Here is a 25,994-nt window from a genome sequence, read left to right as displayed (position 1 = left end):
GCTCATGTTTGCCGTTTTCGCCACCGCCCGCAAGGCGGCGACTTTGTTTGTCGCATTGTTCGCCCTCCTCTGGGTCGCGGCCTGCGATACCGCCATGGTCGGCGGCGGCGGTCCGATGATCAATACCGACAAGCCGGTGCCCGTGGCCCTTCTGGTGCCCAAGGGATCGGGGCAGAGCGGCGACGCCATCCTGTCCCAAAGCCTTGAAAACGCGGCCCGTCTGGCAATCGCCGACCTGCAGAACGTGCAGATTGACCTGCGTGTCTACGACACCCGCGGCGATGCCGCCACCGCCGCCGCCGCCGCCAGCACCGCGGTGAACGACGGCGCCCGCATCATCCTCGGCCCGGTCTATGCCGAAGCCGCCAATGCCGCCGGCCTCGCCGTCGCTTCGCGCAATGTCAACGTGCTGTCCTTCTCCAACAACGCCTCCATCGCCGGCGGCAATGTCTTCGTGCTGGGGCCGACCTTCGACAATACCGCCAACCGGCTGGCCGGCTATGCCGCGCGCAATGGCCGCAAGAACATCCTGATCATCCATTCGACCGATGTGGCCGGCCAGGCCGGGCGCAACGCCATCCGTCAGGCGCTGGCCGCCAATGGCGCGACCGAGGCCGGAGCGATCAGCCACGAGCTGTCGCAACAGGGCGTGATCAACGCGGTCCCGGCGATCCGCGACGCGGTGCAGACCCAGGGGGCCGACGCGATCTTCCTCACCGCTACCACCGCCGGCGCGCTGCCGCTGTTCTCCCAGCTGTTGCCGGAGGCCGGCGTGACCCCGCAGACGGTGCAATACATCGGCCTGACCCGCTGGGATATCCCGTCGCAGACGCTGGAACTGCCCGGTGTGCAGGGCGGCTGGTTCGCCCTGCCCGACCCGACGCTGTCGCAGCAGTTCCGCAACCGCTATGCCATGGCCTACGGTGGCTTGCCGCATCCGATCGGCGGGCTGGCCTATGACGGGATCGCGGCCATCGGCGCCCTGGTCGGCGCCGGCAAGTCCGACGCGCTGACCGGCGCCGCACTGACCCAGCGGGCCGGTTTCCGTGGCGTCAGCGGCATCTTCCGGCTGCGCCCCGACGGCACCAACGAACGCGGCCTCGCAGTGGCCACGATCCAGAACAAACAGGTGGTTGTGATTGACCCGGCTCCCGCAAGCTTCTCCGGCGCTGGCTTCTGAGCCGGCGCACCCCCAACAGACCCGGCGCCGCCAGGATCCCGACGGCCTGCTGATCTGCGACCCCAGGGATATATTCGACGTCGCCGGCATACGCGACCGGATCGACGCCGCCGCGGCGGGCAAGGACCCCACCGCGCTGCGCGCGGCGGTGATGGACATCCTGCGCGAGGCGAAGGCGGCCGGCCGCGAGGCGATCGCCGAGGCCTTTGCCGAGGCGCCCTTCGCCGCCCGGCCGCTGACCCGCTCCTATACCTTCCTGACCGACGGGTTGGTCACCGCCGCGCTGCATGTCGCCGTCAGCTATCTGCAGCCGCATCCGACCCCGCATTCGGCCGAGCGGCTGGCGGTGATCGCAGTCGGCGGCTATGGCCGGGGCGAAATGGCGCCGTTCTCCGACGTCGACCTGCTGTTCCTGACCCCGAACAAGATCACCTCCTGGGCGGAGAACGTGATCGAAACCATGCTCTACATGCTCTGGGACCTGAAGCTGAAGGTGGGCCATGCCAGCCGCACCGTCCGCGATTGCGTCAAGCTCGGGCATGAGGATTTCACCATCCGGACCGCGCTGCTGGAACACCGGTTTCTGGACGGCGATGCCCAGCTGGCGGAGAAGTTCGCCAGCACCCTGCGCCAGGAGCTGTTTTCCGACGGCGCCCGCGCCTTCATCGAGGCCAAGCTCTCGGAACGCGAGGCGCGGCACCGCAAGCAGGGCGAACGCTATGTGGTGGAGCCCAACGTCAAGGAGGGCAAGGGCGGCCTGCGCGATCTGCAGTCGCTGTTCTGGATCGCCAAATACATCCACGGCGTCCAGGACGTCGCCGAACTGGTGCCGCTGGGCGTGTTCCGCCCCGACGAATTCGCCCGCTTCGAGGAAGCGGAGGATTTTCTCTGGGCGGTGCGGGCGCATATGCATCTGGCCACCGGCCGGGCCACCGAGCAGCTGACATTCGACCTCCAGGTCGAGGTGGCGGACCGCATGGGCTATCGCGACCGGGCCGGGCGGCGCGGCGTCGAAATCTTCATGCAGCGCTATTTCCGCGAAGCCACCGCGGTGGGCGATCTGACCCGGATCTTCCTGACCAAGCTGGAAGCGATCCACCTGAAGAGCGAACCGCTGCTGGAGCGTATCTTCCGCCGCCGGCCGAAGGTACGCGACGGCTATAAGGTGATCAACAACCGCCTTGCCATCGTCGACCCCAAGGCCTTCCTGTCGGACAAGCTGAACCTGCTGCGGCTGTTCGAGGAAGGCCTGCGCACCGGTATGCTGATCCACCCCGACGCGATGCGGCTGGTGACGGCCAACCTGGCGCTGATCGACGACGACATGCGCAACGACAAGGAAGCGCAGCGCATCTTCCTGGATCTGCTGCTGAAACACGGCAACCCCGAACGCGCGCTCAGACGGATGAACGAACTGGGGGTGCTGGCGGCCTTCATCCCGGAATTCGAACCCATCGTCGCGATGATGCAGTTCAACATGTATCACAGCTATACGGTGGACGAGCATATCATCCAGTGTATCGCCCAGCTCGCCAAGCTGGAGCGGGGTGAGCTGAAGGAGGCGCTGCCGACCTCCTCGACCATCCTCAAGCGCGGGGTGAACCGGCGTATCCTCTATGTGGCGCTGCTCCTGCACGATATCGCCAAGGGCCGGCCCGAGGATCATTCGATTCTCGGCGCCAAGATCGCCCGCCAGGTGGCGCCGCGGCTGGGGCTGAACAAATCGGAATCCGAAACCGTGGAATGGCTGGTGCGCTATCACCTGCTGATGTCGGATCTGGCGCAGAAACGCGATATCGCCGATCCACGCACGATCCGCGATTTCGCCAAGGCGGTGCAGACCACCAAGCGGCTGGAACTCCTGACGGTGCTGACGGTCTGCGACATCCGCGGGGTCGGTCCCTCGACCTGGAACAACTGGAAGGCGGCACTGATCCGCGCGCTCTATCGCCAGACCCGCAAGGCGCTGCAGGGCGGGATGGAGGACCTGACCCGCGAGAACCGCGGCGCCGAAGCCAAGCGCGCCCTGCGCGCCGCCCTGCCCGACTGGACCAAGGCGCTGCTCAAGGCCGAAACCGCCCGGCATTACCCGCCCTACTGGCAGGGGCTGCATGTCACCGCCCATGTCGACTTCGCCGAGATGCTGCGCGAGCTGGAGGAAAAGGGCGATTCCGCCGGCATGGTCATCCGCCTGCACCCGGACGAGGACCGCGATGCCACCCGGGCGAGCTTCGTCATGGTTGACCATCCCGGCATCTTCGCCCGCATCGCCGGCGCGCTGGCGCTGGTCGGCGCCAATGTGGTCGACGCGCGCAGCTATACCACCAAGGACGGCTATGTCACCGATGCCTTCTGGATTCAGGATGCCGAAGGCCGCCCCTATGAAGTCAGCCGGCTGCCCCGGCTGACGCAGATGATCCAGAAGACCCTGGCCGGAGAGGTCATCGCCGCCGAGGCGCTGAAATCGCGCGACAAGATCAAGAAACGCGAGAAGGCGTTCAACGTGCCGACCCATGTCACCTTCGACAACGAAGGCTCCGACATCTACACCATCATCGAGGTCGATACCCGCGACCGGCCCGGGCTGCTCTACGATCTGGCCAGCGCGCTGGCCTCGGCCAACGTCTATATCGCCAATGCGGTGATCGCGACCTATGGCGAACAGGTGGTCGACAGCTTCTACGTCAAGGATATGTTCGGCCTGAAGTACCATTCGCCGGCCAAGCAGAAATCGCTGGAGGCGAAGCTGCGGCAGGCCGTCGCCGCCGGGGCGGAACGGGCCGACGGCTGACCCGATGCCCGCTGTCTCCCGCGCCAAGAGGACCCCATGAAACCGATCCGCCTGATGGCCGGCTTCTTCACCGTCGGCGTCTGGACCCTGGCCAGCCGGGTGCTGGGCTTCGTCCGTGATGCGATGATCCTGGCGCTGGTCGGCCCCGGCCCGCTCTATGAGGCCTATGTGGTCGCCTTCCGGCTGCCCAACATGTTCCGCCGCTTCTTCGCCGAAGGCGCCTTCAACATGGCCTTCGTGCCGATGTTCTCGAAGAAGTTCGAACGCGAGGAAGACCCCCGCGCCTTTGCCGAGGACGCGCTGAGCGGGCTGGCCAGCATCCTGATCGTCCTGACGCTGATTGCCCAGGTGGCGATGCCCTGGCTGATCTTCGCCACCGCGAGCGGTTTCAGCGGGCAGGAGCAATTCGCCCTGTCGGTGGAATTCGGCCGCATCGCCTTTCCCTATATCCTGTTCATCTCGCTGGCGGCGCTGTTCTCCGGCATCCTGAACGCGACCGGCCGGTTCGCCGCCGCCGCCGCCGCGCCGGTGGTGCTGAACGTGTTCCTGGTCGGCGGCATGCTGGTCGCCAACACGGTGGGCGGCGATGTCGCCCGCGCGCTGATCTGGATGATCCCGGTCTCCGGCGTGGCGCAGCTGGCGCTGGTCTGGATCGCCGCCGCCCGCGCCGGCTTCGCGCTCAGGCTTAAACGGCCGCGCTGGACGCCGGAACTGGCCCGGCTGGTCAAGATCGCGGTGCCCGCCGCGCTCGCCGGTGGCGTGGTCCAGGTCAATCTGCTGGTGGGGCAGCAGGTCGCCAGCTACTTCGATCGGGCCGTCGCCTGGCTCTATGCCGCCGACCGGCTGTATCAGCTGCCGCTGGGCGTGGTCGGTATCGCCATCGGAGTGGTGCTGCTGCCGGATCTGTCGCGCCGGCTGTCGGCCAGCGATCACGACGGCGCCCGCCACGCGTTTTCCCGCGCCGGAGAAGTGTCGCTGGCGCTGACCGTGCCCTCGGCGGTGGCGCTGGTGGCGATCCCGCTGCCGCTGGTCTCGGTGCTGTTTCAGCGCGGCGAGATGACCGCCGCCGACAGCGCAGCCATCGCCCAGGCGGTGGCGATCTACGGGCTGGGGCTGCCCGCCTTCGTGCTGCAGAAGATCCTGCAACCGCTGTTCTTCGCCCGCGAGGACACCCGGACGCCGTTCCACTATGCGCTGGTGGCGATGATGCTGAATGCGGTGGCCGCCATCGGCCTGGCGCCGGTGCTGGGCTGGATCGCCCCGGCGATCGCCACCACGGCGGCGGGCTGGGCCATGGTGTTTCTGCTGGCGCGCGGCGGCCGCCGGTTCGGCGATGTCGCCCGGTTCGACGACCGCTTCCGCAGCCGCATCTGGCGCATCTGCCTCGCCGCCCTGATCATGGGCGCGGTGCTGCGCGCCGCGGCCTGGGCCCTGGCCGACGCGTTGCAGACCGGCGGGCTGCGCTATCTGGCGCTGGCCGGGCTGATCGGGCTGGGCATCGTCGTCTATTTCGGCGTCGCCGGGGCGATCGGTGGTGTCAGGCTGTCGGAATTCGGGCGTGCCCTGCGCCGGCGGCGGGGCTGATCCCGCCGCGGCATCCAATCGCAAGACGCGGCGACAAAACCGGTCTATCCTCGGGGCATATGGCTGAGTCTCAGAAAGGAGAACGTGATGCCGCGCAATGAAGGCACCCTGGACCGCACCCTTCGCATCATCGTCGGGCTGATCCTGCTGTCGCTGATTTTCATCGGCCCGAAATCCATGTGGGGGCTGGTCGGCCTGATCCCGCTGATCACCGGGCTAGTGGGCTATTGCCCGCTCTATTCGATCATCGGCCTGAACACCTGCCCGATGAAGAAATAAGCCTGCCGGGGCCGGCCCGGACCGCGGGCCGCCCCCCTTCTGGCAGCGGCGTCAGTCGTGGCGGATCCTGTTGCGCACCCGCGCCCAGCCGCCCGGCGCCACGAAGAAGGACAGGGCAAATCCGGTGGCGAAGCCGCCCAGATCGGCGATCCAGTCGGGGTTGCCACCGAAAATCAGCCCGAACAGCAACTGTACCCCCAGCAGCATCGCGATCAGCGAAAATGCCCGCGCCTGATTGGCGCCCACCGCCTCGAGCCGGCGCCACAGGATATAGGTGAAAGCGCCGATCAGCCCGTAGACCGCCGGAAAGCCGCCGATCAGCGGCAGCGGATCGTTCAGCACCAGCCCGTAGATCAGCGCGCCGCCGGCGGCCGAGACCACGAAGACGAGCAGCATTGCCAGGCTGCCGAAGATCTCTGCCACCATCTTGCCCATCGCCAGCACGAAGACGCCGACGAACAGCGCCTGGGTAAAGGTCACATGCACGAAGGCATAGGCCACGAAGCGCAGCAGATGCTGGACCGGCCAGTTGCCGCTTTCCCACATCCAGCGCAGGATCTCGCCCGAGAACGCGTAGCGCTGGATCGCCTCCAGCCGCCAGCCGACAGCGGCGGGACCGCCGATCAGGCCGCGCGTGCCCAGCCAGAACGTCATCTCGATCCCCATGATGACCAGAAACAGCGCCACCACCACCGGCGGCAGCGGGTTGACCGCGGGGTGTTTTTCGTTCGGCTGCATCGATTGCTCCTTGGCTTGCCTGTTCTGCCTCTACGCCATGCCGGCTTTGCGCCGGCACCATGGCGCCTGTTGACGCCACCTGGGCGCATGGGTAAGCGACACTGGGCCTTTTTTCCAGACGGGAGTTGTCTCAGATGACCGAGACCAGTTTCACGCCCCGCGTGTTTTCCGGGATCCAGCCTTCGGGCAACCTGCACCTTGGCAATTACCTCGGCGCGCTGAAACGCTTTGTCGACATGCAGGAGGCAGGCGGGTACGAGACCGTCTACTGCATGGTCGACCTGCATGCGATCACCGTCTGGCAGGACCCCGCCGATCTGCGCCGCTCGACCCGCGAGCTCTGCGCCGGGTTCATCGCCAGCGGCATCGACCCGGAGAAATCCATCCTGATCAACCAGTCCCAGGTGCCCGAACACGCGCAGCTGGCCTGGGTGTTCAACTGCGTCGCCCGCATGGGCTGGATGGGCCGGATGACCCAGTGGAAGGACAAGACCGCCGGCAAGAACGCCGAGGCCGCCTCGCTCGGGCTGTTCGCCTACCCGTCGCTGATGGCCGCCGACATCCTGATCTATCACGCCACTCATGTGCCGGTGGGCGAGGATCAGAAACAGCATCTGGAACTGACCCGCGACATCGCCACCAAGTTCAACCACGATTACGGCGTCGATTTCTTCCCGATCACCGAACCGGTGATCGAGGGCGCCGCCACCCGGGTGATGAGCCTGCGCGACGGGTCCAAGAAGATGTCGAAATCCGATCCCTCGGATGCCAGCCGGATCAACATGACCGACGATGCCGACGCCATCGCCAAGAAGATCCGCAAGGCGAAGACCGACCCCGAGCCGCTGCCGTCCGAGGCCGCCGGCCTGGCCGAACGCCCCGAGGCGCGCAACCTGGTCAATATCTTCGCCGCGCTGAACGGCCAGACCGTCGATCAGGTGCTGGGCGATTTCGGCGGTCGGGCGTTCTCGGAATTCAAGCCGGCGCTGGCCGAACTGGCGGTGGCACATCTGGCCCCGATCTCCTCCGAGATGTCGCGGCTGATGGACAATCAGGACGAGATCGACCGCATCCTGACCCGTGGCGCCGAACGCGCCCGCGAGATCACCGCGCCCATCCTGAAGAAAACCTACGAGATCGTCGGCATGGTCGGCCCGGTCGAACTCTGATCCCATCGGCGGCCTGCCCCGGCGGGCCGCCCCTCAGCCCCGCGACAGCCGCGACATCCCGGGGGCTGGACCTTGTCGCCCCTTCTGCCTAGGGTCCGTCCGATTGTAGGGCCCGATCCGAGGGAGAACGCATATGGCGACCGGCACCAATATCCGCACCTATTTCAACGGCAGCTGGCATGATGGCGATGTTCCGATCATGCAGGCCGCCGATCACGGCGCCTGGCTCGGGTCCACCGTCTTCGACGGCGCCCGCTTCTTCGACGGGCTGAGCCCCGATCTGGACCTGCATTGCGCCCGCATCAACCGCTCTGCCAAGGCGCTGATGCTGACCCCCACGATCGGCGACGCCGAGATGGTCGAGATCGTGAAAGAGGGGCTCAAGGCCTATTCCGACGATGCCGCCGTCTATATCCGGCCGATGTACTGGGGCATCGACGGCGATGCCAGCGCCATCGGCCCCAGCCCCGACACCACCGGCTTTGCCATCTGTCTGGAGGAAATCCCGATGGCCCCCGCCGATGCCGGCGCCACGCTGACCCGCACCCGGTTCCGCCGCCCGGTGCTGGAAAACGCCGTCTGCAACGCCAAGGCGGGATGCCTCTATCCCAACAACGCCCGCATGCTGGCAGAAGCCAAGTCCAAGGGCTTCTCCAACGCGCTGGTGGCCGACGCGATGGGCAATGTCGCCGAAAGCGCCACCGCCAATGTCTTCATGGTCCGCGATGGCGAGGTCTTCACCCCGATCGCCAACGGCACCTTCCTGTCCGGCATCACCCGCGCCCGCCACATCAAGAACCTGCGCGCCGACGGCTTCATCGTGCATGAGGCGGTGCTGAGCTTCGACGACTTCCACGCCGCCGACGAGGTCTTCCTGTCCGGCAACATGTCCAAGGTCACCCCGGTGACCGCCTTCGACGACACCCAGTATCAGATGGGCCCGGTCACCCGCCGCGCCCGTGAGCTGTACTGGGACTGGGCGGCCTCGACCCGCTGAGCGGTCCGGCAACAGCCGCTTGCCTGAGCTTGCGCCTTGGGGCATGATCCGCGCCAAGGAGACGGCCCCAATGCGCAAGTTTCTCGTCGTTCTGGACGACAGCCGCGAATGCCTCAATGCCATGCGTTTTGCCGCGATGCGCGCCGCCCACACCGGGGCGGGCGTGACCATCCTGTCGGTGATCCCGCCGGAGGAATTCAACCACTGGATCGGGGTGGGCGAAGTCATGCGCGAAGAGGCGCGTGAACGGATTCATGCGCATTTCGAGGTCTTCGCCAAATGGATGCGCGACAAGCAGAATGTCGATCCGGAACTGGTCATCCGCGAAGGCCGCCCGGTCGAGGAGATCATCGAACAGGTGCAGGAGGACCCGAGCATCGGCGTGCTGGTGCTGGGGGCCGGAACCGGCCGCAAGGGCCCCGGCCCGCTGGTCACCCAGATGACCAAGAGCTCCGGCAGCCTGCCGATCCCGATCACCATCGTGCCCGGCGATCTGAGCAAGGAAAAGCTGGAAGCCATCACCTGATAACCGCAGGTGGCCGCAGCGCCCCGGCAAATCCCGGTTTAGAATCGTTCCAAACCTTGACGCGCCGCGCGCCCGGGCGCATATATTCTGCAACCGAGGAAAGGTGCAAACCAGATGTTCATTCAGACCGAATCGACCCCGAACCCGGCAACGCTGAAGTTCCTGCCCGGACAGACCGTGCTTGAGGCCGGCACCGCCGATTTCCCCTCGGCAGAGGCGGCAGCGAAATCGCCGCTGGCATCGCGCGTCTTTGCCGTCAACGGGGTGACCGGCGTGTTCTTCGGCAATGATTTCGTCACCGTTACCAAGGCCGACGGGGTCGAATGGGATCACATCAAGCCCGCCATCCTCGGCGCCATCATGGAGCATTACCAGTCCGGCGCCCCGGTCATGGAAGGCGAAGAGAAGATGGCCTCCGGCCATGCCGATTTCGCTGGTGAGGACGAAGAGATCGTCGGCCAGATCAAGGAGCTGCTCGACAGCCGCGTGCGGCCGGCGGTGGCCCAGGACGGTGGCGACATTACCTTCTACGGCTTCGATCGCGGCGTTGTCTATCTGCACATGCAGGGCGCCTGCGCCGGCTGCCCCTCCTCGACCCTGACGCTGAAGATGGGGATCGAGAACCTGCTGCGCCACTACATCCCCGAAGTGGTCGAGGTGCGACCGGTTTCGGCCTGACCGGTCCCCGAACAGACGATGACCGACAGCCCGCTGATTCTGGCCTTCGACACATCGGCCGCGCATTGCGCGGCCGCTCTCGTTTCCGGCGACACCCTGCTGGCCTCCCGCACGGAGGAGATGGGCCGGGGTCAGGCGGAACGGCTGATGCCGCTGCTCGAAGAGCTGCTGGCCGGGGCCGGCAGGACCTGGGGCGATCTCGCGGCCATCGCGGTGGGCGAAGGTCCGGGCAATTTCACCGGTATCCGCATTGCCGTGGCCGCCGCCCGTGGGCTGGCGCTGGGGCTGAAGGTGCCGGCCATCGGCGTGACCAGCTTCGATGCGCTGCGCGCCGGGCTGGATCGGCCTGCCCTCGCTGCCGTCGCCGCGCCACGTGGGGCGGTCTATCTGCAGGCGCCCGGGGCCACGCCGCTGGGACCGCTGATGCCCGAGGACATGCCCGGCGATCTGCACGACAGCGGCCTGCCCGTCGTCGGGGCGGAGGCAGAGGTGCTCGCCGCACTGACCGCCGGCCCCTCGCTTGCCACCGCCTGCCCGATTGCCGAGGGGATCGCCCGTACCGCGCGCAGCCGGCTGGGGCTGGATGCGCCCCTGCCCCGCCCGCTCTATGTCCGGCCCGCCGACGCCGCGCCCTCGCGCGATCTGCCGCCGGTGCTGCTGGACGAATGACCCCTGCGGACATGGCGGCCACCCATGCCGCCGCCTTCACCCAATCGCGCCCGTGGCGCGCCGAGGAATTCGCCGACCTCCTGTCGATGTCCGGCAGCTTTGCCTGTGGCGATGCCCGCTGCTTTGCGCTGGTGCGGGTGATTGCCGATGAAGCCGAACTTCTGACCATCGCCACCCACCCCGATCATCAGCGCCTGGGGCTGGCCCGGGCGCTGATGCCGCTGTGGCAGGCAGAGGCCGCCGGTCGCGGCGCCACCCGCGCCTTTCTGGAGGTCGCCGCCGACAACGCCCCGGCCCGCGCGCTCTACCTTCAGACGGGGTATGAGGCCGTCGGCCTGCGGCGCGGCTATTATCCACGCCCTTCCGTAACGGCAAGTGACGCCATTTTGATGGCGCTGAGCCTGCGCCCCTCGACGGATCGCTAAACCTGTACCAGCCGGTCAAAAACCTGTTGACCCCCTGCTGAGCCTCCGGCCTTAATCGGCTCAGTCCGGGCACCAACGCGCCGGACCGGGCCGGCGGCTTTCGCCTGTTCGCCCCAAAAGCAAATTCGCACCGGGAGCTACTCGATGACCTTTATGAAATCCCTTCTGGGCGCCGCCGCCGCATCCGCGTTGATGGCCGGTGCCGCTGCGGCAGAGCCGGCGATGATCTACGATCTGGGCGGCAAATTCGACAAATCCTTTAACGAAGCCGCTTTTGGCGGCGCCGAACGCTGGGCCAAGGAAACCGGCGAGAGCTTCCGCGAAATCGAGCTGCAGTCCGAAGCCCAGCGCGAACAGGCGCTGCGCCGCTTTGCCGAGGCCGGTTCCAACCCGATCGTGATGGCGGGCTTTGCCTTCGCCGATGCGCTGGGACAGGTTGCCGCCGATTACCCCGATACCAAATTCGTCATCATCGACATGGTGGTGGACGCGCCCAACGTGCGGTCGGTCGTCTTCAATGAAAACGAGGGCTCTTATCTGGTCGGCATGCTGGCGGCGATGGCCTCGAAAACCGATACCGTCGGCTTCGTCGGCGGCATGGATATCCCGCTGATCCGCAAATTCGCCTGCGGCTATGCCGAGGGCGTGCTGGCGGTGAAACCCGAGGCCAAGGTCATCGCCAATATGACCGGCACCACGCCGGCCGCCTGGAACGACCCGGTGAAAGGCTCCGAACTGACCAAGGCACAGATCAGCCAGGGCGCCGATGTGGTCTATGCTGCCGCCGGCGGAACCGGCGTGGGCGTGCTGCAGACCGCCGCCGACGAAAACATCCTGTCGATCGGCGTCGACAGCAACCAGAACTACCTGCACCCGGGCAAGGTTCTGACCTCGATGCTCAAGCGGGTCGACAATGCGGTCTACGATGCCTTCAAGGACGGCCCCGAAATGGAAACCGGGTTCCAGGTGATGGGCGTGGCCAATGGCGGCGTCGGCTATGCGCTGGACGACTACAACGCGCCGCTGGTCTCGGACGAGATGAAGGCCGCCGTCGATGCCGCCGCCGCCAAGATCGCCAGCGGCGAGCTGAAGGTGCATGACTATATGGCCGACGACAGCTGCCCGGTGCTGAGCTTCTGAGCATGACGGACGACCAGGCGGGGGGGCGGCAGGCACCTGCCGCTCCGGCCATCGAACTGCGCGGGATCTCCAAGGCCTTCGGTCCCGTACAGGCCAACAAGGACATCTCGATCCGGGTGATGCCGGGTACGATCCACGGCATCATCGGCGAAAACGGCGCCGGCAAATCCACGCTGATGAGCATTCTCTACGGCTTTTACAAAGCCGATGAGGGAGAGATTTTCATCAACGGCCGCAAGACCGAGATCCCCGACAGCCAGGCGGCCATCGCTGCCGGTATCGGCATGGTGTTTCAGCACTTCAAGCTGGTGGAGAATTTCACCGTGCTGGAGAATATCATCCTCGGAGCCGAGGACGGCGGCCTGCTGCGCCCCTCGCTGTCAAAGGCACGCAAGGTGCTGTCGGAACTGGCGGTGGAATACGAACTGAACGTCGATCCGGAATCGCGCATCGACCAGATCGGCGTCGGCATGCAGCAGCGGGTGGAGATCCTCAAGGCGCTCTACCGACAGGCGGATATCCTGATCCTGGACGAACCGACCGGCGTACTGACCCCGGCGGAGGCCGATCAGCTGTTCCGCATCCTCGACCGCCTGCGGGCGGAGGGCAAGACGATCCTGCTGATCACCCACAAGCTGCGCGAGATCATGGAGATCACCGATACCGTAAGCGTCATGCGGCGCGGCGAGATGACGGCGACAGTAAAGACTGCGGACACCAGCCCCGAGGAGCTGGCAGAGCTGATGGTCGGCCGCAAGGTTCTGCTGCGCGTCGACAAGGTTCCGGCCCGCCCCGGCCAGACCGTGCTGGAGGTCGATAACCTCCGGGTCCGCGATCCCAAGGGGGTGGAACGGGTCAAGGGCATCGACCTGACAGTGCGGGGGGGTGAAATCCTCGGCATCGCCGGGGTCGCTGGCAACGGCCAGTCCGAATTGCTGGAGGTGCTTGGCGGCATGCGCCCAGGCCACGGCCAAATCCGGCTGAACGGAACGCCTTTGGCGCTGGAGGGGCCCGGCTCAGACGGGCGGGCGCGGCGCGCCGCCGGCATCGCCCATGTGCCGGAAGACCGTCAGCGCGAAGGGCTGATCATGGAATTTCACGCCTGGGAAAACGTCGCCTTCGGCTATCACCGCGATCCCGCCTATCAGAGCGGCCCGCTGATGAACAACGCCGCCCTGCTGCGCGACACTCAAGCGAAGATGCAGAAATTCGATGTTCGTCCACCCGACCCGTCGCTGGCGGCGAAGAATTTCTCCGGCGGCAATCAGCAGAAGATCGTCGTCGCACGTGAGATCGAGCGCAATCCCAACCTCCTGCTGGTCGGCCAGCCGACCCGCGGCGTCGATATCGGCGCCATCGAATTCATCCACAAGCAGATCGTCGCCCTGCGCGATCAGGGCGCCGCGATCCTTCTGGTCAGTGTCGAGCTGGACGAGATCCTGTCGCTGTCGGATCGGATCGCGGTGATGTTCGACGGCCGCATCATGGGCGAACGCCTGCCCGGCGAAACCGACGAACGCGAGCTGGGCCTGCTGATGGCCGGCGTGTCGGGGGAGGCCGCCTGATGGACAGAATGCCCAAATGGGCCGATGTGGTCCTGATCCCGCTGATCAGCCTGATCCTCGCCGCCATCCTGTCGGCGCTGGTGATCCTCGGCATCGGCGAGGATCCCGTCGCTGCGGTCAAGATGATGGTCTCCGGCGCTCTGGGGTCGACCTATGGCTGGGGCTATACGCTCTATTACGCGACCAATTTCATGTTCACCGGCCTGGCGGTGGCGGTGGCCTTCCATGCGCGGCTCTTTAACATCGGCGGCGAGGGTCAGGCGATGCTGGGCGGCTTGGGCGTGGCGATCGCCTGTCTCTATGTGCCCTGGCCGCACTGGACCCTGGCGCTCGGCGGTGCGGCGGTGCTGGCGGCGCTGTTCGGTGCGGCCTGGGCGGCGATCCCGGCCTGGCTGCAGGCCAAGCGCGGCAGCCATATCGTGATCACCACCATCATGTTCAACTTCATCGCCTCGGCGGTGCTGAATTACGTTCTGGTCAACGTGATGCGGCCGCAGGGGTCGATGGACCCGGCAACGGCGCGATTCTCCGAAACCGTGCATCTGCCCACCCTGCACGAGCTGCTGGCCCCGATCGGCATCAGTTTTTCCAAGGCCGCGCCCGCCAATGTCAGCCTGCTGGTGGCGGTGGCCGCCTGTGTCCTGGTCTGGCTGCTGATCTGGCGCACCCGGCTGGGGTATGAGATCCGCGCCTATGGCCATTCCGAGACCGGCGCGCTCTATGCCGGGATCTCTCCGGTGCGGATCACCATGATCGCGATGCTGATCTCTGGCGGTCTGGCCGGGTGCATGGCCATCAACAACGTGATGGGCGAAGCCGAGCGGCTGGTGCTGAACGCCACCGAGGGCGCGGGTTTCATCGGCATCGCGGTGGCGCTGATGGGCCGCAGCCATCCCTTCGGCGTCTTCCTTTCCGCCATCCTCTTCGGCTTTCTCTATCAGGGCGGGGCGGAACTGGCGCTCTGGACCTCGATCCCGCGCGAGCTGATCGTGGTGATCCAGGCGCTGGTGATCCTGTTCACCGGCGCGCTCGACAACATGGTGCGGATGCCGCTCGAGAAACTGTTCCTGAGCCTCAGGAAAGGACGCGCGTGATGGATTTTCTGACGCTGATCCAGATCTTCGACAGCACCATCCGCCTCTCCACCCCGCTGTTGCTGGCCTGTCTGGCCGGGCTGTTTTCCGAACGGGCCGGCGTCTATGACATCGGGCTGGAAGGCAAGATGCTGATGGCGGCCTTCTTCTCCGCCGCAGTGGCGGCGGTCACCGGATCGGTCTGGCTGGGGCTTCTGGCCGGGATCGCCGCATCAATGGTTCTGGCCGGGCTGCACGGGGTGGCGGCGATCACCTTCCGCGGCAATCAGCTGATCTCCGGCGTGGCGATCAACTTCCTCGCCGCCGGGCTGACCGTGCTGATCGCCCAGGACTGGTTCCAGCAGGGGGGCCGCACCCCGTCGCTGATGGGCGGTGGCCGTTTCACCCCGCTCAGCCTGCCGCTAGCCGAGACACTTGCGCCGGTGCCGGTGATCGGCCCGATCTATGCCGAGCTTCTCTCCGGTCATTCGATCCTGGTCTATCTGGCCTTTCTGGCAGTGCCCGCCAGCTGGTGGGTGCTCAACCGCACCCGTTTCGGCCTGCGGCTGCGCGCGGTGGGCGAAAACCCCGCCGCTGTCGATACCGCCGGCGTCTCTGTCGTCGGGCTGCGCTTTGCCGCGGTGGCGATCTGCGGGCTCCTCTGTGGCATCGCCGGCGCCTATCTCGCCACCGCGCTGCAGGCGGGCTTCGTCAAGGACATGACCGCCGGGCGCGGCTTCATCGCGCTGGCGGCGCTGATCTTCGCCAAATGGCGGCCCTGGCACGCGATGTGGGCCTGTCTCCTGTTCGGCTTCCTGCAGGCTGTCGCATTGCGGTATCAGAATCTTGATATCGGCGGGTTGGTGATTCCGGTGCAGGTGATGGATGCCCTGCCCTATATCCTGACCGTGGTGATCCTGGCCGGCTTCGTCGGCAAGGCGATCCCGCCGCGCGCCGGCGGCGAACCCTATGTGAAGGAGCGCTGAGAGAAATTCCCTTTCGGCGCCGGGACCATGGTAATGTGAATTGACGCCATCCGAGCGGGGAGCCTAACTGAACCCATGCAAACCTACCTTCCGGTCGCCGAAGTCTCTGTAAACGCCTTTCTTCTTCTGGGGCTGGGCGGGATCGTGGGGATCCTTTCGGGGATGTTCGGCGTTGGCGGCGGGTTCCTGATCACCCCGCTCCTGTTCTTCATTGGTGTACCACCCTCGGTGGCGGTGGCGACCGGAGCCAACCAGATCGTCGCCTCCTCCTTCTCCGCCGTTCTGGCGCATCTCAGGCGCCGCACCGTCGATTTGACCATGGGCAGCGTGCTGCTGGTCGGCGGCCTGATCGGCGCCGGCCTGGGCGTCTTCGTCTTCAACTATCTCAAGAGCCTCGGCCAGGTCGATCTGCTGGTACGGCTCTGCTATGTGATCTTTCTCGGCATCATCGGCGGGCTGATGTTCATCGAGAGCCTGAACGCCCTGCGCAAGGCCCGCCGCAGCGGCCCGGCACAGCCGAAACGGCGGCGGTCGCGCAAGCTGATGCATGCGCTGCCCTTCAAGATGCGGTTCCGCACCTCGGGCCAATACATGTCGGTGATCCCGCCGCTGATGGTCGGGCTGGCGGTCGGTGTGCTGTCGGCGATCATGGGGGTCGGCGGCGGCTTCATCATGGTGCCGGCGATGATCTATCTGCTGGGCATGCCCACCAAGGTGGTGGTCGGCACCTCGCTGTTCCAGATCATCTTCGTCACCGCCTTCACTACCATGCTGCATGCCACCACCAACCAGACGGTGGACATCATGCTGGCGCTTTACCTGATCATCGGCGGGGTGATCGGGGCGCAGGTCGGCACCCAGATCGGGCTGAAGCTGAAGGCCGAGCAGCTGCGGGTTCTGCTGGCCGCACTGGTGCTGGCGGTCTGCGGCAAGCTGGCGCTGGAGCTGCTGATCGAACCGTCGGAACTCTATAACCTCACCAGCCTCGACGGGGGCTGAGATGAGACTGCGCCACTTGCTTCCCGCCCTGTTGCTCTGGCTGATCGCCGCCCTGCCCCTGCGGGCGGAGGAGGTGGTGCTGGGCCTGTCGACCGACCGGGTGGCGATCACCACCAGTTTCGACGGCTCGGAAATCCTGATCTTCGGCGCCGTGAAACGGGAAAAGCCGATCCAGGAAATCCCGTTGGAAATCGTCATCACCGTCGCCGGCCCGTCGCATCCGGTGCTGGTGCGGCGCAAGGCGCATCGTTACGGCATCTGGATCAATGCCCATGCGGTGACGGTGGATTCGGCGCCGTCCTTCTACGCCGTCGCCACCACCGGCCCGTTGAAGGAGGTGCTGACCCAGACCGAGGATCTGCGCCATCGCATCAGCATCGACCGCGCCATTCGATCGGTCGGCGCGCCATTCGATGTGACCGATTCCGAGCAATACACCCAGGCGCTGATCCGCATCCGCCAGAAAGAGGGGCTGTATCAGGAGCTGGAGGGCAAGGTGGCGCTGGACCAGCAGACCCTGTTCCGCACCGCCATCGACATGCCTGCGGACCTGACCGAAGGCGCCTATTCCACCCGGATTTTCCTGACCCGCGAGGGCCGGGTGGTATCGCAATACGAAACCACCATCAACGTGCGCAAGGTGGGGCTGGAACGCTGGCTCTATGTGCTGTCACGCCAGCACGCGGCGCTCTATGGCCTGCTGTCGCTGGCCATCGCCATCCTCGCCGGCTGGGGAGCGTCGGCCGGGTTCAGCCTGCTCAGGGACCGCTGAGCTGCCGACCCTACCGGGGGCGCCGGATCACGGCCTCAGCCACGGCCGATATAGGGCATCTTGGTCGCCATGACCGTCATGAACTGGACATTGGCCGCCAGCGGCAGATTGGCCATATGCAGGACCGAGGCGGCGGCATCCTCGACCGCCATCGTCTCCAGCGGCGGCGCGGCGGGATCGGCGGCCTGCAGCTTGTCGGCCATATCCTCGACCAGCGGCGTGCGGGCATTGCCGATGTCGATCTGGCCGCAGGCGATGTCGAACGGCCGCCCGTCCAGCGACAGGCATTTGGTCATCCCGGTGATCGCGTGCTTGGTCGCCGCATAGGGCATCGAGCCCGGCCGCGGCACATGGGCAGCGATGGAGCCGTTGTTGATGATCCGCCCGCCCTGCGGGCGCTGCTGCCGCATGACCGCAAAGGCGGCGCGGGCGGCGAGGAACATGCCGTTAAGATTGACGTTGACCGAGCGATACCAGTCGTCCAGCGGCGTTTCATCGATGGTCGCTGGCGGGGTGAAGATGCCGGCGTTGTTGAACAGCACATCAAGCCGCCCGGCCACAGCGATGAATTCGGCAAAGGCCCCGTCCACCGCCGCCGGATCGGTCACATCCGCCGCCAGCACCACGGCGCCGGGCCGGTCGGCGGCGACCTCCTCCAGCAGGTCGGTGCGGCGGGCCAGCAGCCCCACGCGCCAGCCCTCGGCCAGAAACAGCTCCGCGGTGGCGCGGCCGATGCCGGAGCTGGCCCCGGTGATCAGAATGCTCTTCATAGCAGGCTCTCCTCCGTCTCAAGTGTCAGGGCCGCCGCCGGCACCGCCCGCAGGTCATCGACCCTGAGCGGATGGCTTGGTTTCGACAACCGGTTCCGCACCACCCAGATCAGCCGCTCCTGCGCGCGGGTGATGGCGACATAGGCCAGCCGTTTCCACAGCGGCTGCCCTGCCTCGACCCGTCCCATGCGCGCGGCGGCATAGAGATCGGGGGCGAAGACCTGCACCGTGTCCCACTGGCTGCCCTGCGCCTTGTGGATGGTCACCGCTGCCCCATGCAGAAACGCCGCGCCCATGCGGGCGGCGAAGGGGATGAAAGGCTCTTCCTCATCCGGCTTCTCGATCTTGATGATCGAGGCGGCAGAGACCTGCGGATCCTCGGCACCGATCACATGCAGCCGCGAGAATCCCGGCTTGCGCCCCGGCCCGAGATAAATCACCTGGGCACCCTTGATCAGCCCGCGCGCCTCAAGGTCCAGCCGTTTCTTGCGATGCTTCAGCGGTAGTTCGATGCCGTCGCAGATCAGCGGCTCGCCCTCCAGCAGATCGTCTTCGGGCGCGCCGTAGACATGGCGGAAGGCGGTGATCAGCCGGATCCGGGTGGCATTGCGCCAGACCAGCACCGGGCTGCGCGCCATCAGATCGACTTCCACCCGCTGGCCCCAGACGACGCGATCGTCACGGCGCGAGGTTTCTTCGACCATCCGTTCGAAGTCCTCGAAGGTCAGCGCCGGATCGGCCAGCGCATGCGCCAGATCGAGGATCGGGTTGTCGGCCTCCTGCCGGTGGATCCGGTGCAGGATGCGCTTGCGCTCCTCCGGCAGGGCATCGAAGACCATGGCGCCCGACTGGTTGACCGGCGCCAGCTGGGCCGGATCTCCGAACAGGATCAGGTTGGGAAAGATCTCCTGCAGGTCCTCGAACTGGCGGTTGTCGAGCATCGAGGCCTCGTCGACGAAGCCGATGTCCAGCGGATCCTCCCGCCGTTTCCAGCCGGTGATGAAATCCGATCCGCGCAGCCCGGCGGCGGCCAGCGCCCCGGGGATCGATTTGTTGGTCTGGAAGAACGCAAAGGCACGGTCCAGCGCCTGATCCGTCAGCCCCTCGATCTCCGGCCGTTCATCGTTGCCGGCGAGCCATTCGGCGATCCGCTCGTAATCCGGGTCGTAGACCGGGGTATAGAGAATGCGGTGGATGGTCGTCGCCGGCACCCCGCGGAACCGCAGCACGCTGGCCGCCTTGTTGGTCGGCGCGAGGATCGCGAGCGTTCGCCGTTCGCGTCGCTTGCGGCCTTCGTAATCGCCCGAGACGACCTCGACGCCCGCCTCTTCGAGGGACTTGTAAAGTTCTGACAGCAAAAGGGTTTTCCCCGATCCCGCCTTGCCGATCACGGCCATGACGCCGGTGCCTTCGGCGCGCGGCGGCACCAACAGGCTGTTGTCCATATCGACACCGGATCCGCGCAGCATCTCGGCCACGCTATCGAAAGCGGCGGCCTGGTCTTCGGAAAAGGCGATGGGGGGCTTGCTCATGCCCGGACCCTACCTTGCCCCCGGGACCGGCACCAGAGCCAAGCCGCGGTCAGCCCCCGATGCTCCCCGCCTCAGCCACCCGGGCGCGGCCAAAACAAAACCCCCGCGACCGGATCGGCCACGGGGGTTCCTGTATCTGGCGGGCGCTGCTGCGCAGGCAAATCAGCCGCGTCCGGCTTCCAGAACCTCTTCGAAGGTGCGCAGGCCGGTTTTCGGCGACTGCACCAGCACCGACATGTTGCCGGGCTTATGTTCGTTGCGCAGCATCTTCATATGCGCCTGCGGCAGGTCTTCCCAATCGAAGACCTCCGACATGCAGGGGTCCAGCCGGCGCTCCAGCATCAGCCGGTTGGCGGCGGCCGCCTGCTTGAGATGGGCGAAGTGCGAGCCCTGCAGACGCTTCTGGTGCATCCACATGTACCGCACGTCGAAGGTGCAGTTGAACCCGGAGGTCCCGGCGCAGATCACCACCATGCCGCCCTTCTTGCAGACCAGCGAACTGACCGGGAAAGTCGCCTCACCGGGGTGTTCGAAGACCATGTCGACGTTCACACCCTTGCCGGTGATATCCCAGATCGCCTTGCCGAACTTGCGCGCCTCTTTCAGCCACTCGTTATATTCCGGCGTGTTGACGGTGGGCAGACGGCCCCAGCATTTGAAGTCCTTGCGGTTGATCACGCCCTTGGCGCCCAGCTCCATGACGAATTCGCGTTTGTCTTCGTCCGAGATCACCCCGATGGCATTGGCGCCGGCGGTGTTGATCAACTGGATCGCATAGGAGCCCAGGCCACCCGACGCGCCCCAGACCAGAACGTTCTGGCCCGGTTTCAGATCGTGCGGGTGATGCCCGAACAGCATGCGATAGGCGGTGGCCAGGGTCAGCGTGTAGCAGGCCGATTCCTCCCAGGTCAGATGCTTGGGACGCGGCATCAGCTGCTGCGCCTGCACCCGGGTGAACTGGCCGAAGGAACCGTCCGGCGTCTCATAGCCCCAGATCCGCTGGCTGGGAGAGAACATCGGGTCGCCGCCGTTGCATTCCTCGTCGTCGCCATCGTCCTGGTTGCAGTGGATCACGACCTCGTCGCCGACTTTCCAGCGCTTGACCTTGTCGCCAACCGCCCAGACGATCCCGGCCGCATCCGAGCCGGCGATGTGATAGGGCTGCTTGTGGCCGTCGAAGGGGCTGACAGGCGTGCCGAGCGCGGCCCAGACACCGTTGTAGTTGACGCCCGCGGCCATCACCAGAACCAGCACTTCCTGGCTGTCCAGTGTCGGGGTGTCGACCACTTCCAGCTGCATGGCCGTATCGGGTTCGCCGTGCCGCTCCTTGCGGATGGCCCAGGCATACATCTGCTTCGGCACATAGCCGAGCGGAGGCATTTCGCCCATTTCGTACAGGTCTTTTTCGGGCGCCTCATACGGCGCGATGCCACCGTTGGTGTCCAAAGCCATGACGGCCTCCTTGATCTAACCACTCCGCCGCGATGCAGAATCGCGGCTCTCTCGGTGGGATAAGAATTGCCGCGCAACAATGCAACACCAAAAGTACTTCTTTTGTAATTTTATGACCTCGCGGATGCAGAATATCCCTTTGCCTGCGCAGAATCCCTCTTCCGCGCAGCCCGAACCGGGGTAGACTTGCCTGACACGCCGGGGCCCGCGCGCCCGCCAAGGCGCCGGTCCCCCGATTCCTGTCGCCGCTTCGCCCCGTCGTGCCGCCCTCCAGTGCGGTGCCGCAGCGCAGCGAATTGACAAGGGACGAAAATTACGATCTAGAACGCCAAAGCGAAATATTATTGCGACCCCGATTCAAGAGGCTCCCGATGACGCAGACGCAGAAAGACCGCCCCTGGCTGATCCGTACCTATGCCGGCCATTCCACGGCGAAAGCCTCGAACGCGCTTTACCGTGGCAACCTCGCCAAGGGTCAGACCGGCCTCTCGGTGGCCTTCGACCTGCCGACCCAGACCGGCTATGACAGCGACCACAAGCTGGCGCGCGGCGAGGTCGGCAAGGTTGGCGTTCCGGTCTGCCACCTGGGCGACATGCGGGTCCTGTTCGACCAGATCCCGCTGGAACAGATGAATACCTCGATGACCATCAATGCCACCGCCCCCTGGCTGCTGGCGCTTTACATCGCGGTGGCAGAGGAACAGGGCGCGGATATTTCCAAGCTGCAAGGCACCGTTCAGAACGACCTGATCAAGGAATACCTGAGCCGCGGCACCTATGTCTGCCCGCCGAAACCGTCGTTGAAGATGATCGCGGATGTCGCGGAATATTGCTATAACAATGTTCCGAAATGGAACCCGATGAATGTCTGTTCCTACCATCTGCAAGAAGCGGGGGCGACGCCGGAACAGGAACTGTCCTTTGCGCTGGCCACCGCGATTGCGGTTCTCGACGAATTGCAGCCCCGCGTCCCGGCCGAGGATTTCCCGGCCATGGTCGGGCGGATTTCCTTCTTCGTGAACGCCGGCATCCGCTTCGTCACCGAAATGTGCAAGATGCGCGCCTTCGTCGACCTGTGGGACGAAATCTGCGAAACCCGGTACGGGGTGAGCGATCCGAAGTTCCGCCGCTTCCGCTACGGGGTGCAGGTGAACTCTCTCGGGCTGACCGAACAGCAGCCGGAAAACAACGTCTACCGCATCCTGATCGAAATGCTCGCCGTGACGCTGAGCAAGAAGGCCCGGGCCCGGGCCGTGCAGCTGCCGGCCTGGAACGAGGCCCTGGGCCTGCCCCGCCCCTGGGATCAGCAATGGTCGATGCGGATGCAGCAGATCCTGGCCTATGAAACCGACCTGCTGGAATATGGCGACCTCTTTGACGGCAATGCGGTGGTCGATGCCAAGGTCGAGGCGCTGAAAGAAGGCGCCCGGGCGGAACTGGCCAACCTCGAATCGATGGGCGGCGCCATTTCGGCGATCGACTATATGAAATCGCGGTTGGTGGATTCGAATGCCGAACGGCTGAACCGGATCGAGCGGAATGAAACCATCGTCGTCGGCGTCAACAAATGGACCGAGGGCGAGCCCTCGCCGCTGCAGACCGAAGACGGCGGCATAATGGTGGTCGACCCGGCGGTGGAACAGGCGCAGATCACCCGCCTGCAGGACTGGCGCGCGGAGCGCGACAACGACGCGGTCGCACGGGCGCTGAATGCCCTGCGTGAGGCCGCTGCCAGCGGTGCCAATATCATGCCCGCCTCGATCGCCGCGGCCAAGGCCGGCGCCACCACCGGCGAATGGGCGGAAGAGATGCGCAAGGTCCACGGCACCTATCGCGGCCCCACCGGCGTGTCACAGGCGGTGTCGAACAAGACCGAAGGGCTGGACGATCTGCGCGCCGCGGTCGATGCGGCCAGCGACCGGCTGGGCCGGCGGCTGAAATTCCTGGTCGGCAAGCCCGGGCTCGATGGCCACTCCAACGGCGCGGAGCAGATCGCCTTCCGCGCTCGCGATTGCGGTATGGAGATCGTCTACGAGGGTATTCGCCTGACGCCCGAGGAAATTATCACCGCAGCACAAAACGAAACGCCGCATGTAATCGGACTTTCGATTCTTTCGGGGAGTCACATTCCACTTATTGAAGAAGTAATGGAGCGCCTGAAACAGGCCGGGCTGGGTCACATTCCTGTGATCGTGGGGGGAATTATTCCAGAAGATGACGCTCACAAATTGCAAACCATGGGTGTTACAAAAATATATACGCCTAAAGATTTTGAGCTAAACGTCATCATGAGCGATATCGTGACCCTGGTCGATCCGAAGAAAGCTGCTGCTGAATAAGATCAACTAACTCACATTTTGACGCTGATTAGCGTCACATTGATCGCTAGTGTGCCAACATTGTGCCGGAGTCACTCACCGGCACCTTTAATAATGGAATGGAGACAGAAATGGCGATCAACCTCGACGGCTTGTCCCGAAAGGACCTGTTGGAACTTCGGGATAATGTCGAAAAAGCGCTGAAAGACGCTGAAGTCAGGGAACGCAAAGAAGCGCTGAAAGCCGCAGAACAGGCCGCGGCGGAATTCGGGTTTTCCCTCGCCGACCTTTCCGCTGACGGAAAGGTTCGCACCGGCGGCAAGCAATCCAAGGCCCCGGCGAAATATCGCAACCCCAATAACCCCGAAGAAACCTGGTCCGGCCGCGGCCGCAAACCGCGCTGGGTGCATGAGGCGCTGAGCAGCGGCGCCGATATCGCCGACCTGGAAATCTGACGGATAAGGCCGGGCATGACCATTCACATCGACGCCGCCCCGGGTGATATCGCGGAAACCGTTCTGTTGCCGGGCGACCCCTATCGCGCCAAATGGGCGGCGGAACATTTCCTCAGCGATGTCCGGCAGGTCAACGCCGTACGCGGCATGCTCGGCTTTACCGGCTTCTGGCAGGGCCATCGGGTCACGTTTCAGGGCAGCGGCATGGGGATGCCGTCGCTCTCGATCTACGTGAACGAACTGATCCGCACCTATGACGCGCAGACGCTGATCCGTATCGGCTCCTGCGGGGCGATGCAGTCACACGTCGGGCTGCGGGATGTCATCCTGGCGATGACGGCAACCACGCTCAGCTCCCCCTCCGCGTCGATCTTTCGCGACGTGAACTTCGCCCCCTGTGCCGACTGGTCCCTGCTCCGGGCTGCGGCGGCCGCGGCAGAGTCCCACGACGTCCCCACCCATGTGGGCGGCATCTATTCTTCCGACACCTTCTATGACGAACGGCCCGACCTGAACGAACAGATGGTCCGCCACGGCATCCTGGGGGTGGAGATGGAGGCGGCCGAACTCTATACGCTGGCGGCCCGCTACGGCCGGCGCGCGTTGGCCGTGCTCACCGTATCCGACCATCTTGAGACCGGCGAGGCGCTGCACCACGACCTGCGCGAACGCAGCTTCTCCGACATGGTCGAAATCGCGCTCGAGGCGGCCTTCGCCGAGTAAGCGCCGTCACCGTCCGTGGCTGCGGTCATACCCATTCACGGGCGGCTGATTCCATCCGGCCAGCGCCCCGGCAACAGGGGCGAAAACCTCGATCAGCAGCGGATGGCAGGCGGCACTGTCGCTGGAATGCTCCGCCGAACAATCGCCCCCCGGACAGGCACTGAGCGCGCCGATCAGATCGATTTCCGCGAAAAGCTCCAGATAATCTCCCGGTCGCACCGGGCTCGCCTTCATGAAATACTGCCCGGTGTCGCGGGTGAATCCGGTACACATGAAGACATTCAGAACGTCATGCACATGCGGCTCCGCCTCCGCCAGGCTCATGCCGGTGTGATCGGCCAACGCCCGGGTCAGGTTGGAATGGCAGCAGTGGTGATACTGCCCGCCCGACAGCAGATTATGGGTGTAGGGATCACAACGGGTGCCGATCACATCGTGCACCGACCCGCCGAAGGCATCGATCCCGTACCATGACAGGCTGTCATCGGTGATCGTCGCCATCGGCCGCAGGGCGGGAAAACTGCTCCACAGCCGCTCTCCCGTGGTCACGTGGGTGCCATGCAGCGCCCGGGTCTTGCCGGAATAGAACCGCTCGCCCAGCTCCCGCGCATTCCATAGGTTCAGATCCCCCACCTGCGGGCCGCCGACGCAGGAAATGCGAAAGAACTGGCCCGCCTTCACCTCGAAACTCGCCGCTTCCCGCGGCGGCGCCAGCACCTCCGCGACCTTTTCGGCCCCGGCCCGCGCCCCGGCATAGAGCGCCAGATCGGGCACCGGCAGGCTGTCGTTGGGATAGCAGATCACCGGTGGGACCGCCCGGCGCAGGGCGGCATCTTCGGGGGCCTGGGTCATGGCAAAACCTCCTGTGGTTTCCCTCAGATGACCCGTTCGACGCCAGCCGCGCAAGCCCCGGCGCCTTCGATCTGGCCCAAATATCCCGGGGGGCGGCCGCAGGCCGGTGGGGGGGGGCGGCCCCCCCCCCCCCCCCCCCCCCCCCCCCCCCCCGCGGGGGGGGCGGGGGGGGGGGGGGGGGGGGGGGGGCCCCCCCCCCCCCGCAGCCGGTTCACGCCGGCCGGTCGCGGTCCAGCGGCTCGAGCGAGCCCATACGCGGCGTGCCGTCCATCATCGCGGGCAGCTTCATATCCATGCAGGTGCCGGCATCGACCAGCTTCC

The 25,994-nt window shown here is 65.7% G+C and carries 24 protein-coding genes; 19 read left to right on the top strand and 5 right to left on the bottom strand.

Translation table 11 applies throughout. From position 1 onward, the window contains the following. Nucleotides 1–4 precede the first annotated feature (4 nt). From QO033_RS17990 to QO033_RS17975, 4 genes are all read left to right on the top strand, one after another. Nucleotides 5–1,180: a penicillin-binding protein activator gene (locus tag QO033_RS17990; RefSeq protein ID WP_284482350.1), complete on the top strand. Its 1,176-nt coding sequence runs from the start codon at nucleotides 5–7 to the stop codon at nucleotides 1,178–1,180. Next, nucleotides 1,170–3,971 carry a [protein-PII] uridylyltransferase gene (locus tag QO033_RS17985; protein ID WP_407682132.1) on the top strand — a complete coding sequence of 934 codons (2,802 nt, stop codon included), beginning with the start codon at nucleotides 1,170–1,172 and terminating at the stop codon, nucleotides 3,969–3,971. Before QO033_RS17990 ends, QO033_RS17985 begins: the two co-directional genes overlap by 11 nt. Before the next feature lie 36 nt (nucleotides 3,972–4,007). Next, entirely contained in the window at nucleotides 4,008–5,555 is a 1,548-nt protein-coding gene (murJ, locus tag QO033_RS17980; protein WP_284482348.1) for a murein biosynthesis integral membrane protein MurJ, read from the top strand. 87 nt (nucleotides 5,556–5,642) lie between these two features. After that, complete coding sequence (locus QO033_RS17975; RefSeq protein ID WP_284482347.1) at nucleotides 5,643–5,834, top strand: YgaP family membrane protein; 192 nt, start codon at nucleotides 5,643–5,645, stop codon at nucleotides 5,832–5,834. Between the two features lie 51 nt (nucleotides 5,835–5,885). Here QO033_RS17975 and QO033_RS17970 read toward each other — a convergent pair whose 3' ends face one another. Further along, nucleotides 5,886–6,572: a rhomboid family intramembrane serine protease gene (locus QO033_RS17970; protein ID WP_284482346.1), complete on the bottom strand. Its 687-nt coding sequence runs from the start codon at nucleotides 6,570–6,572 to the stop codon at nucleotides 5,886–5,888. Nucleotides 6,573–6,706: 134 nt separating this feature from the next. Between QO033_RS17970 and trpS the strand changes: the two genes are divergently transcribed. From trpS to QO033_RS17910, 12 genes are all read left to right on the top strand, one after another. Next, complete coding sequence (trpS, locus tag QO033_RS17965) at nucleotides 6,707–7,741, top strand: tryptophan--tRNA ligase (RefSeq protein WP_284482345.1); 1,035 nt, start codon at nucleotides 6,707–6,709, stop codon at nucleotides 7,739–7,741. Nucleotides 7,742–7,874: 133 nt separating this feature from the next. Next, nucleotides 7,875–8,738, top strand: coding sequence for a branched-chain amino acid aminotransferase (locus QO033_RS17960; protein WP_284482344.1), 864 nt, complete (start codon nucleotides 7,875–7,877; stop codon nucleotides 8,736–8,738). Nucleotides 8,739–8,808: 70 nt separating this feature from the next. Continuing rightward, complete coding sequence (locus QO033_RS17955; protein WP_284482343.1) at nucleotides 8,809–9,264, top strand: universal stress protein; 456 nt, start codon at nucleotides 8,809–8,811, stop codon at nucleotides 9,262–9,264. Nucleotides 9,265–9,378: 114 nt separating this feature from the next. After that, entirely contained in the window at nucleotides 9,379–9,942 is a 564-nt protein-coding gene (locus QO033_RS17950) for a NifU family protein (RefSeq protein WP_284482342.1), read from the top strand. 18 nt (nucleotides 9,943–9,960) lie between these two features. Further along, nucleotides 9,961–10,611, top strand: a complete 651-nt coding sequence (tsaB, locus tag QO033_RS17945) for a tRNA (adenosine(37)-N6)-threonylcarbamoyltransferase complex dimerization subunit type 1 TsaB (RefSeq protein WP_284482341.1) — start codon at nucleotides 9,961–9,963, stop codon at nucleotides 10,609–10,611. After that, nucleotides 10,608–11,036, top strand: coding sequence for a GNAT family N-acetyltransferase (locus tag QO033_RS17940; RefSeq protein ID WP_284482340.1), 429 nt, complete (start codon nucleotides 10,608–10,610; stop codon nucleotides 11,034–11,036). Before tsaB ends, QO033_RS17940 begins: the two co-directional genes overlap by 4 nt. A gap of 144 nt (nucleotides 11,037–11,180) precedes the next feature. Then, nucleotides 11,181–12,176 carry a BMP family lipoprotein gene (locus QO033_RS17935; protein ID WP_284482339.1) on the top strand — a complete coding sequence of 332 codons (996 nt, stop codon included), beginning with the start codon at nucleotides 11,181–11,183 and terminating at the stop codon, nucleotides 12,174–12,176. Nucleotides 12,177–12,178: 2 nt separating this feature from the next. Then, nucleotides 12,179–13,741 (top strand): ABC transporter ATP-binding protein, encoded by a 1,563-nt coding sequence (locus tag QO033_RS17930; RefSeq protein ID WP_284482338.1) that lies wholly within the window; start codon nucleotides 12,179–12,181, stop codon nucleotides 13,739–13,741. Continuing rightward, on the top strand, nucleotides 13,741–14,835 hold the full coding sequence (locus QO033_RS17925) for an ABC transporter permease (protein ID WP_284482337.1): 1,095 nt from the start codon (nucleotides 13,741–13,743) through the stop codon (nucleotides 14,833–14,835). Before QO033_RS17930 ends, QO033_RS17925 begins: the two co-directional genes overlap by 1 nt. Continuing rightward, on the top strand, nucleotides 14,835–15,800 hold the full coding sequence (locus QO033_RS17920) for an ABC transporter permease (RefSeq protein ID WP_284482336.1): 966 nt from the start codon (nucleotides 14,835–14,837) through the stop codon (nucleotides 15,798–15,800). The genes QO033_RS17925 and QO033_RS17920 overlap by 1 nt, the downstream gene beginning before the upstream one ends. Before the next feature lie 75 nt (nucleotides 15,801–15,875). Further along, a complete protein-coding gene (locus tag QO033_RS17915; RefSeq protein WP_284482335.1) occupies nucleotides 15,876–16,799 on the top strand; it encodes a sulfite exporter TauE/SafE family protein in 924 nt (307 codons plus the stop codon). 1 nt (nucleotide 16,800) lies between these two features. Beyond that, a complete protein-coding gene (locus tag QO033_RS17910) occupies nucleotides 16,801–17,571 on the top strand; it encodes a TIGR02186 family protein (RefSeq protein WP_284482334.1) in 771 nt (256 codons plus the stop codon). A 35-nt stretch (nucleotides 17,572–17,606) separates the two neighbouring features. Here the strand turns inward: QO033_RS17910 and QO033_RS17905 are convergent, their stop codons facing one another. The 3 genes from QO033_RS17905 to ccrA form a co-directional block, all read right to left on the bottom strand. Continuing rightward, entirely contained in the window at nucleotides 17,607–18,341 is a 735-nt protein-coding gene (locus QO033_RS17905; RefSeq protein WP_284482333.1) for an SDR family oxidoreductase, read from the bottom strand. Further along, nucleotides 18,338–19,873, bottom strand: coding sequence for an ATP-dependent DNA helicase (locus QO033_RS17900; RefSeq protein WP_284482332.1), 1,536 nt, complete (start codon nucleotides 19,871–19,873; stop codon nucleotides 18,338–18,340). The genes QO033_RS17905 and QO033_RS17900 overlap by 4 nt, the downstream gene beginning before the upstream one ends. A gap of 162 nt (nucleotides 19,874–20,035) precedes the next feature. Then, complete coding sequence (gene ccrA / locus QO033_RS17895; RefSeq protein WP_284482331.1) at nucleotides 20,036–21,325, bottom strand: crotonyl-CoA carboxylase/reductase; 1,290 nt, start codon at nucleotides 21,323–21,325, stop codon at nucleotides 20,036–20,038. 260 nt (nucleotides 21,326–21,585) lie between these two features. On the opposite strand from ccrA, the gene QO033_RS17890 reads away from it, so the two are divergent. The 3 genes from QO033_RS17890 (at nucleotide 21,586) to deoD (ending at nucleotide 24,821) form a co-directional block, all read left to right on the top strand. Beyond that, entirely contained in the window at nucleotides 21,586–23,664 is a 2,079-nt protein-coding gene (locus QO033_RS17890; protein WP_407682131.1) for a methylmalonyl-CoA mutase family protein, read from the top strand. A 110-nt stretch (nucleotides 23,665–23,774) separates the two neighbouring features. After that, nucleotides 23,775–24,098 carry an H-NS histone family protein gene (locus QO033_RS17885; protein WP_284482329.1) on the top strand — a complete coding sequence of 108 codons (324 nt, stop codon included), beginning with the start codon at nucleotides 23,775–23,777 and terminating at the stop codon, nucleotides 24,096–24,098. Nucleotides 24,099–24,113: 15 nt separating this feature from the next. After that, nucleotides 24,114–24,821 carry a purine-nucleoside phosphorylase gene (deoD, locus tag QO033_RS17880; RefSeq protein ID WP_284482328.1) on the top strand — a complete coding sequence of 236 codons (708 nt, stop codon included), beginning with the start codon at nucleotides 24,114–24,116 and terminating at the stop codon, nucleotides 24,819–24,821. A gap of 6 nt (nucleotides 24,822–24,827) precedes the next feature. Here deoD and QO033_RS17875 read toward each other — a convergent pair whose 3' ends face one another. Beyond that, on the bottom strand, nucleotides 24,828–25,673 hold the full coding sequence (locus QO033_RS17875; protein WP_284482327.1) for an urea carboxylase-associated family protein: 846 nt from the start codon (nucleotides 25,671–25,673) through the stop codon (nucleotides 24,828–24,830). Between the last annotated feature and the right edge of the window lie 321 nt (nucleotides 25,674–25,994).

Origin of the sequence: Pseudodonghicola flavimaris (assembly GCF_030164425.1) — a bacterium.
GTDB lineage: Bacteria > Pseudomonadota > Alphaproteobacteria > Rhodobacterales > Rhodobacteraceae > Pseudodonghicola > Pseudodonghicola flavimaris.
This window is presented reverse-complemented; position numbering and strand designations above follow the sequence as displayed.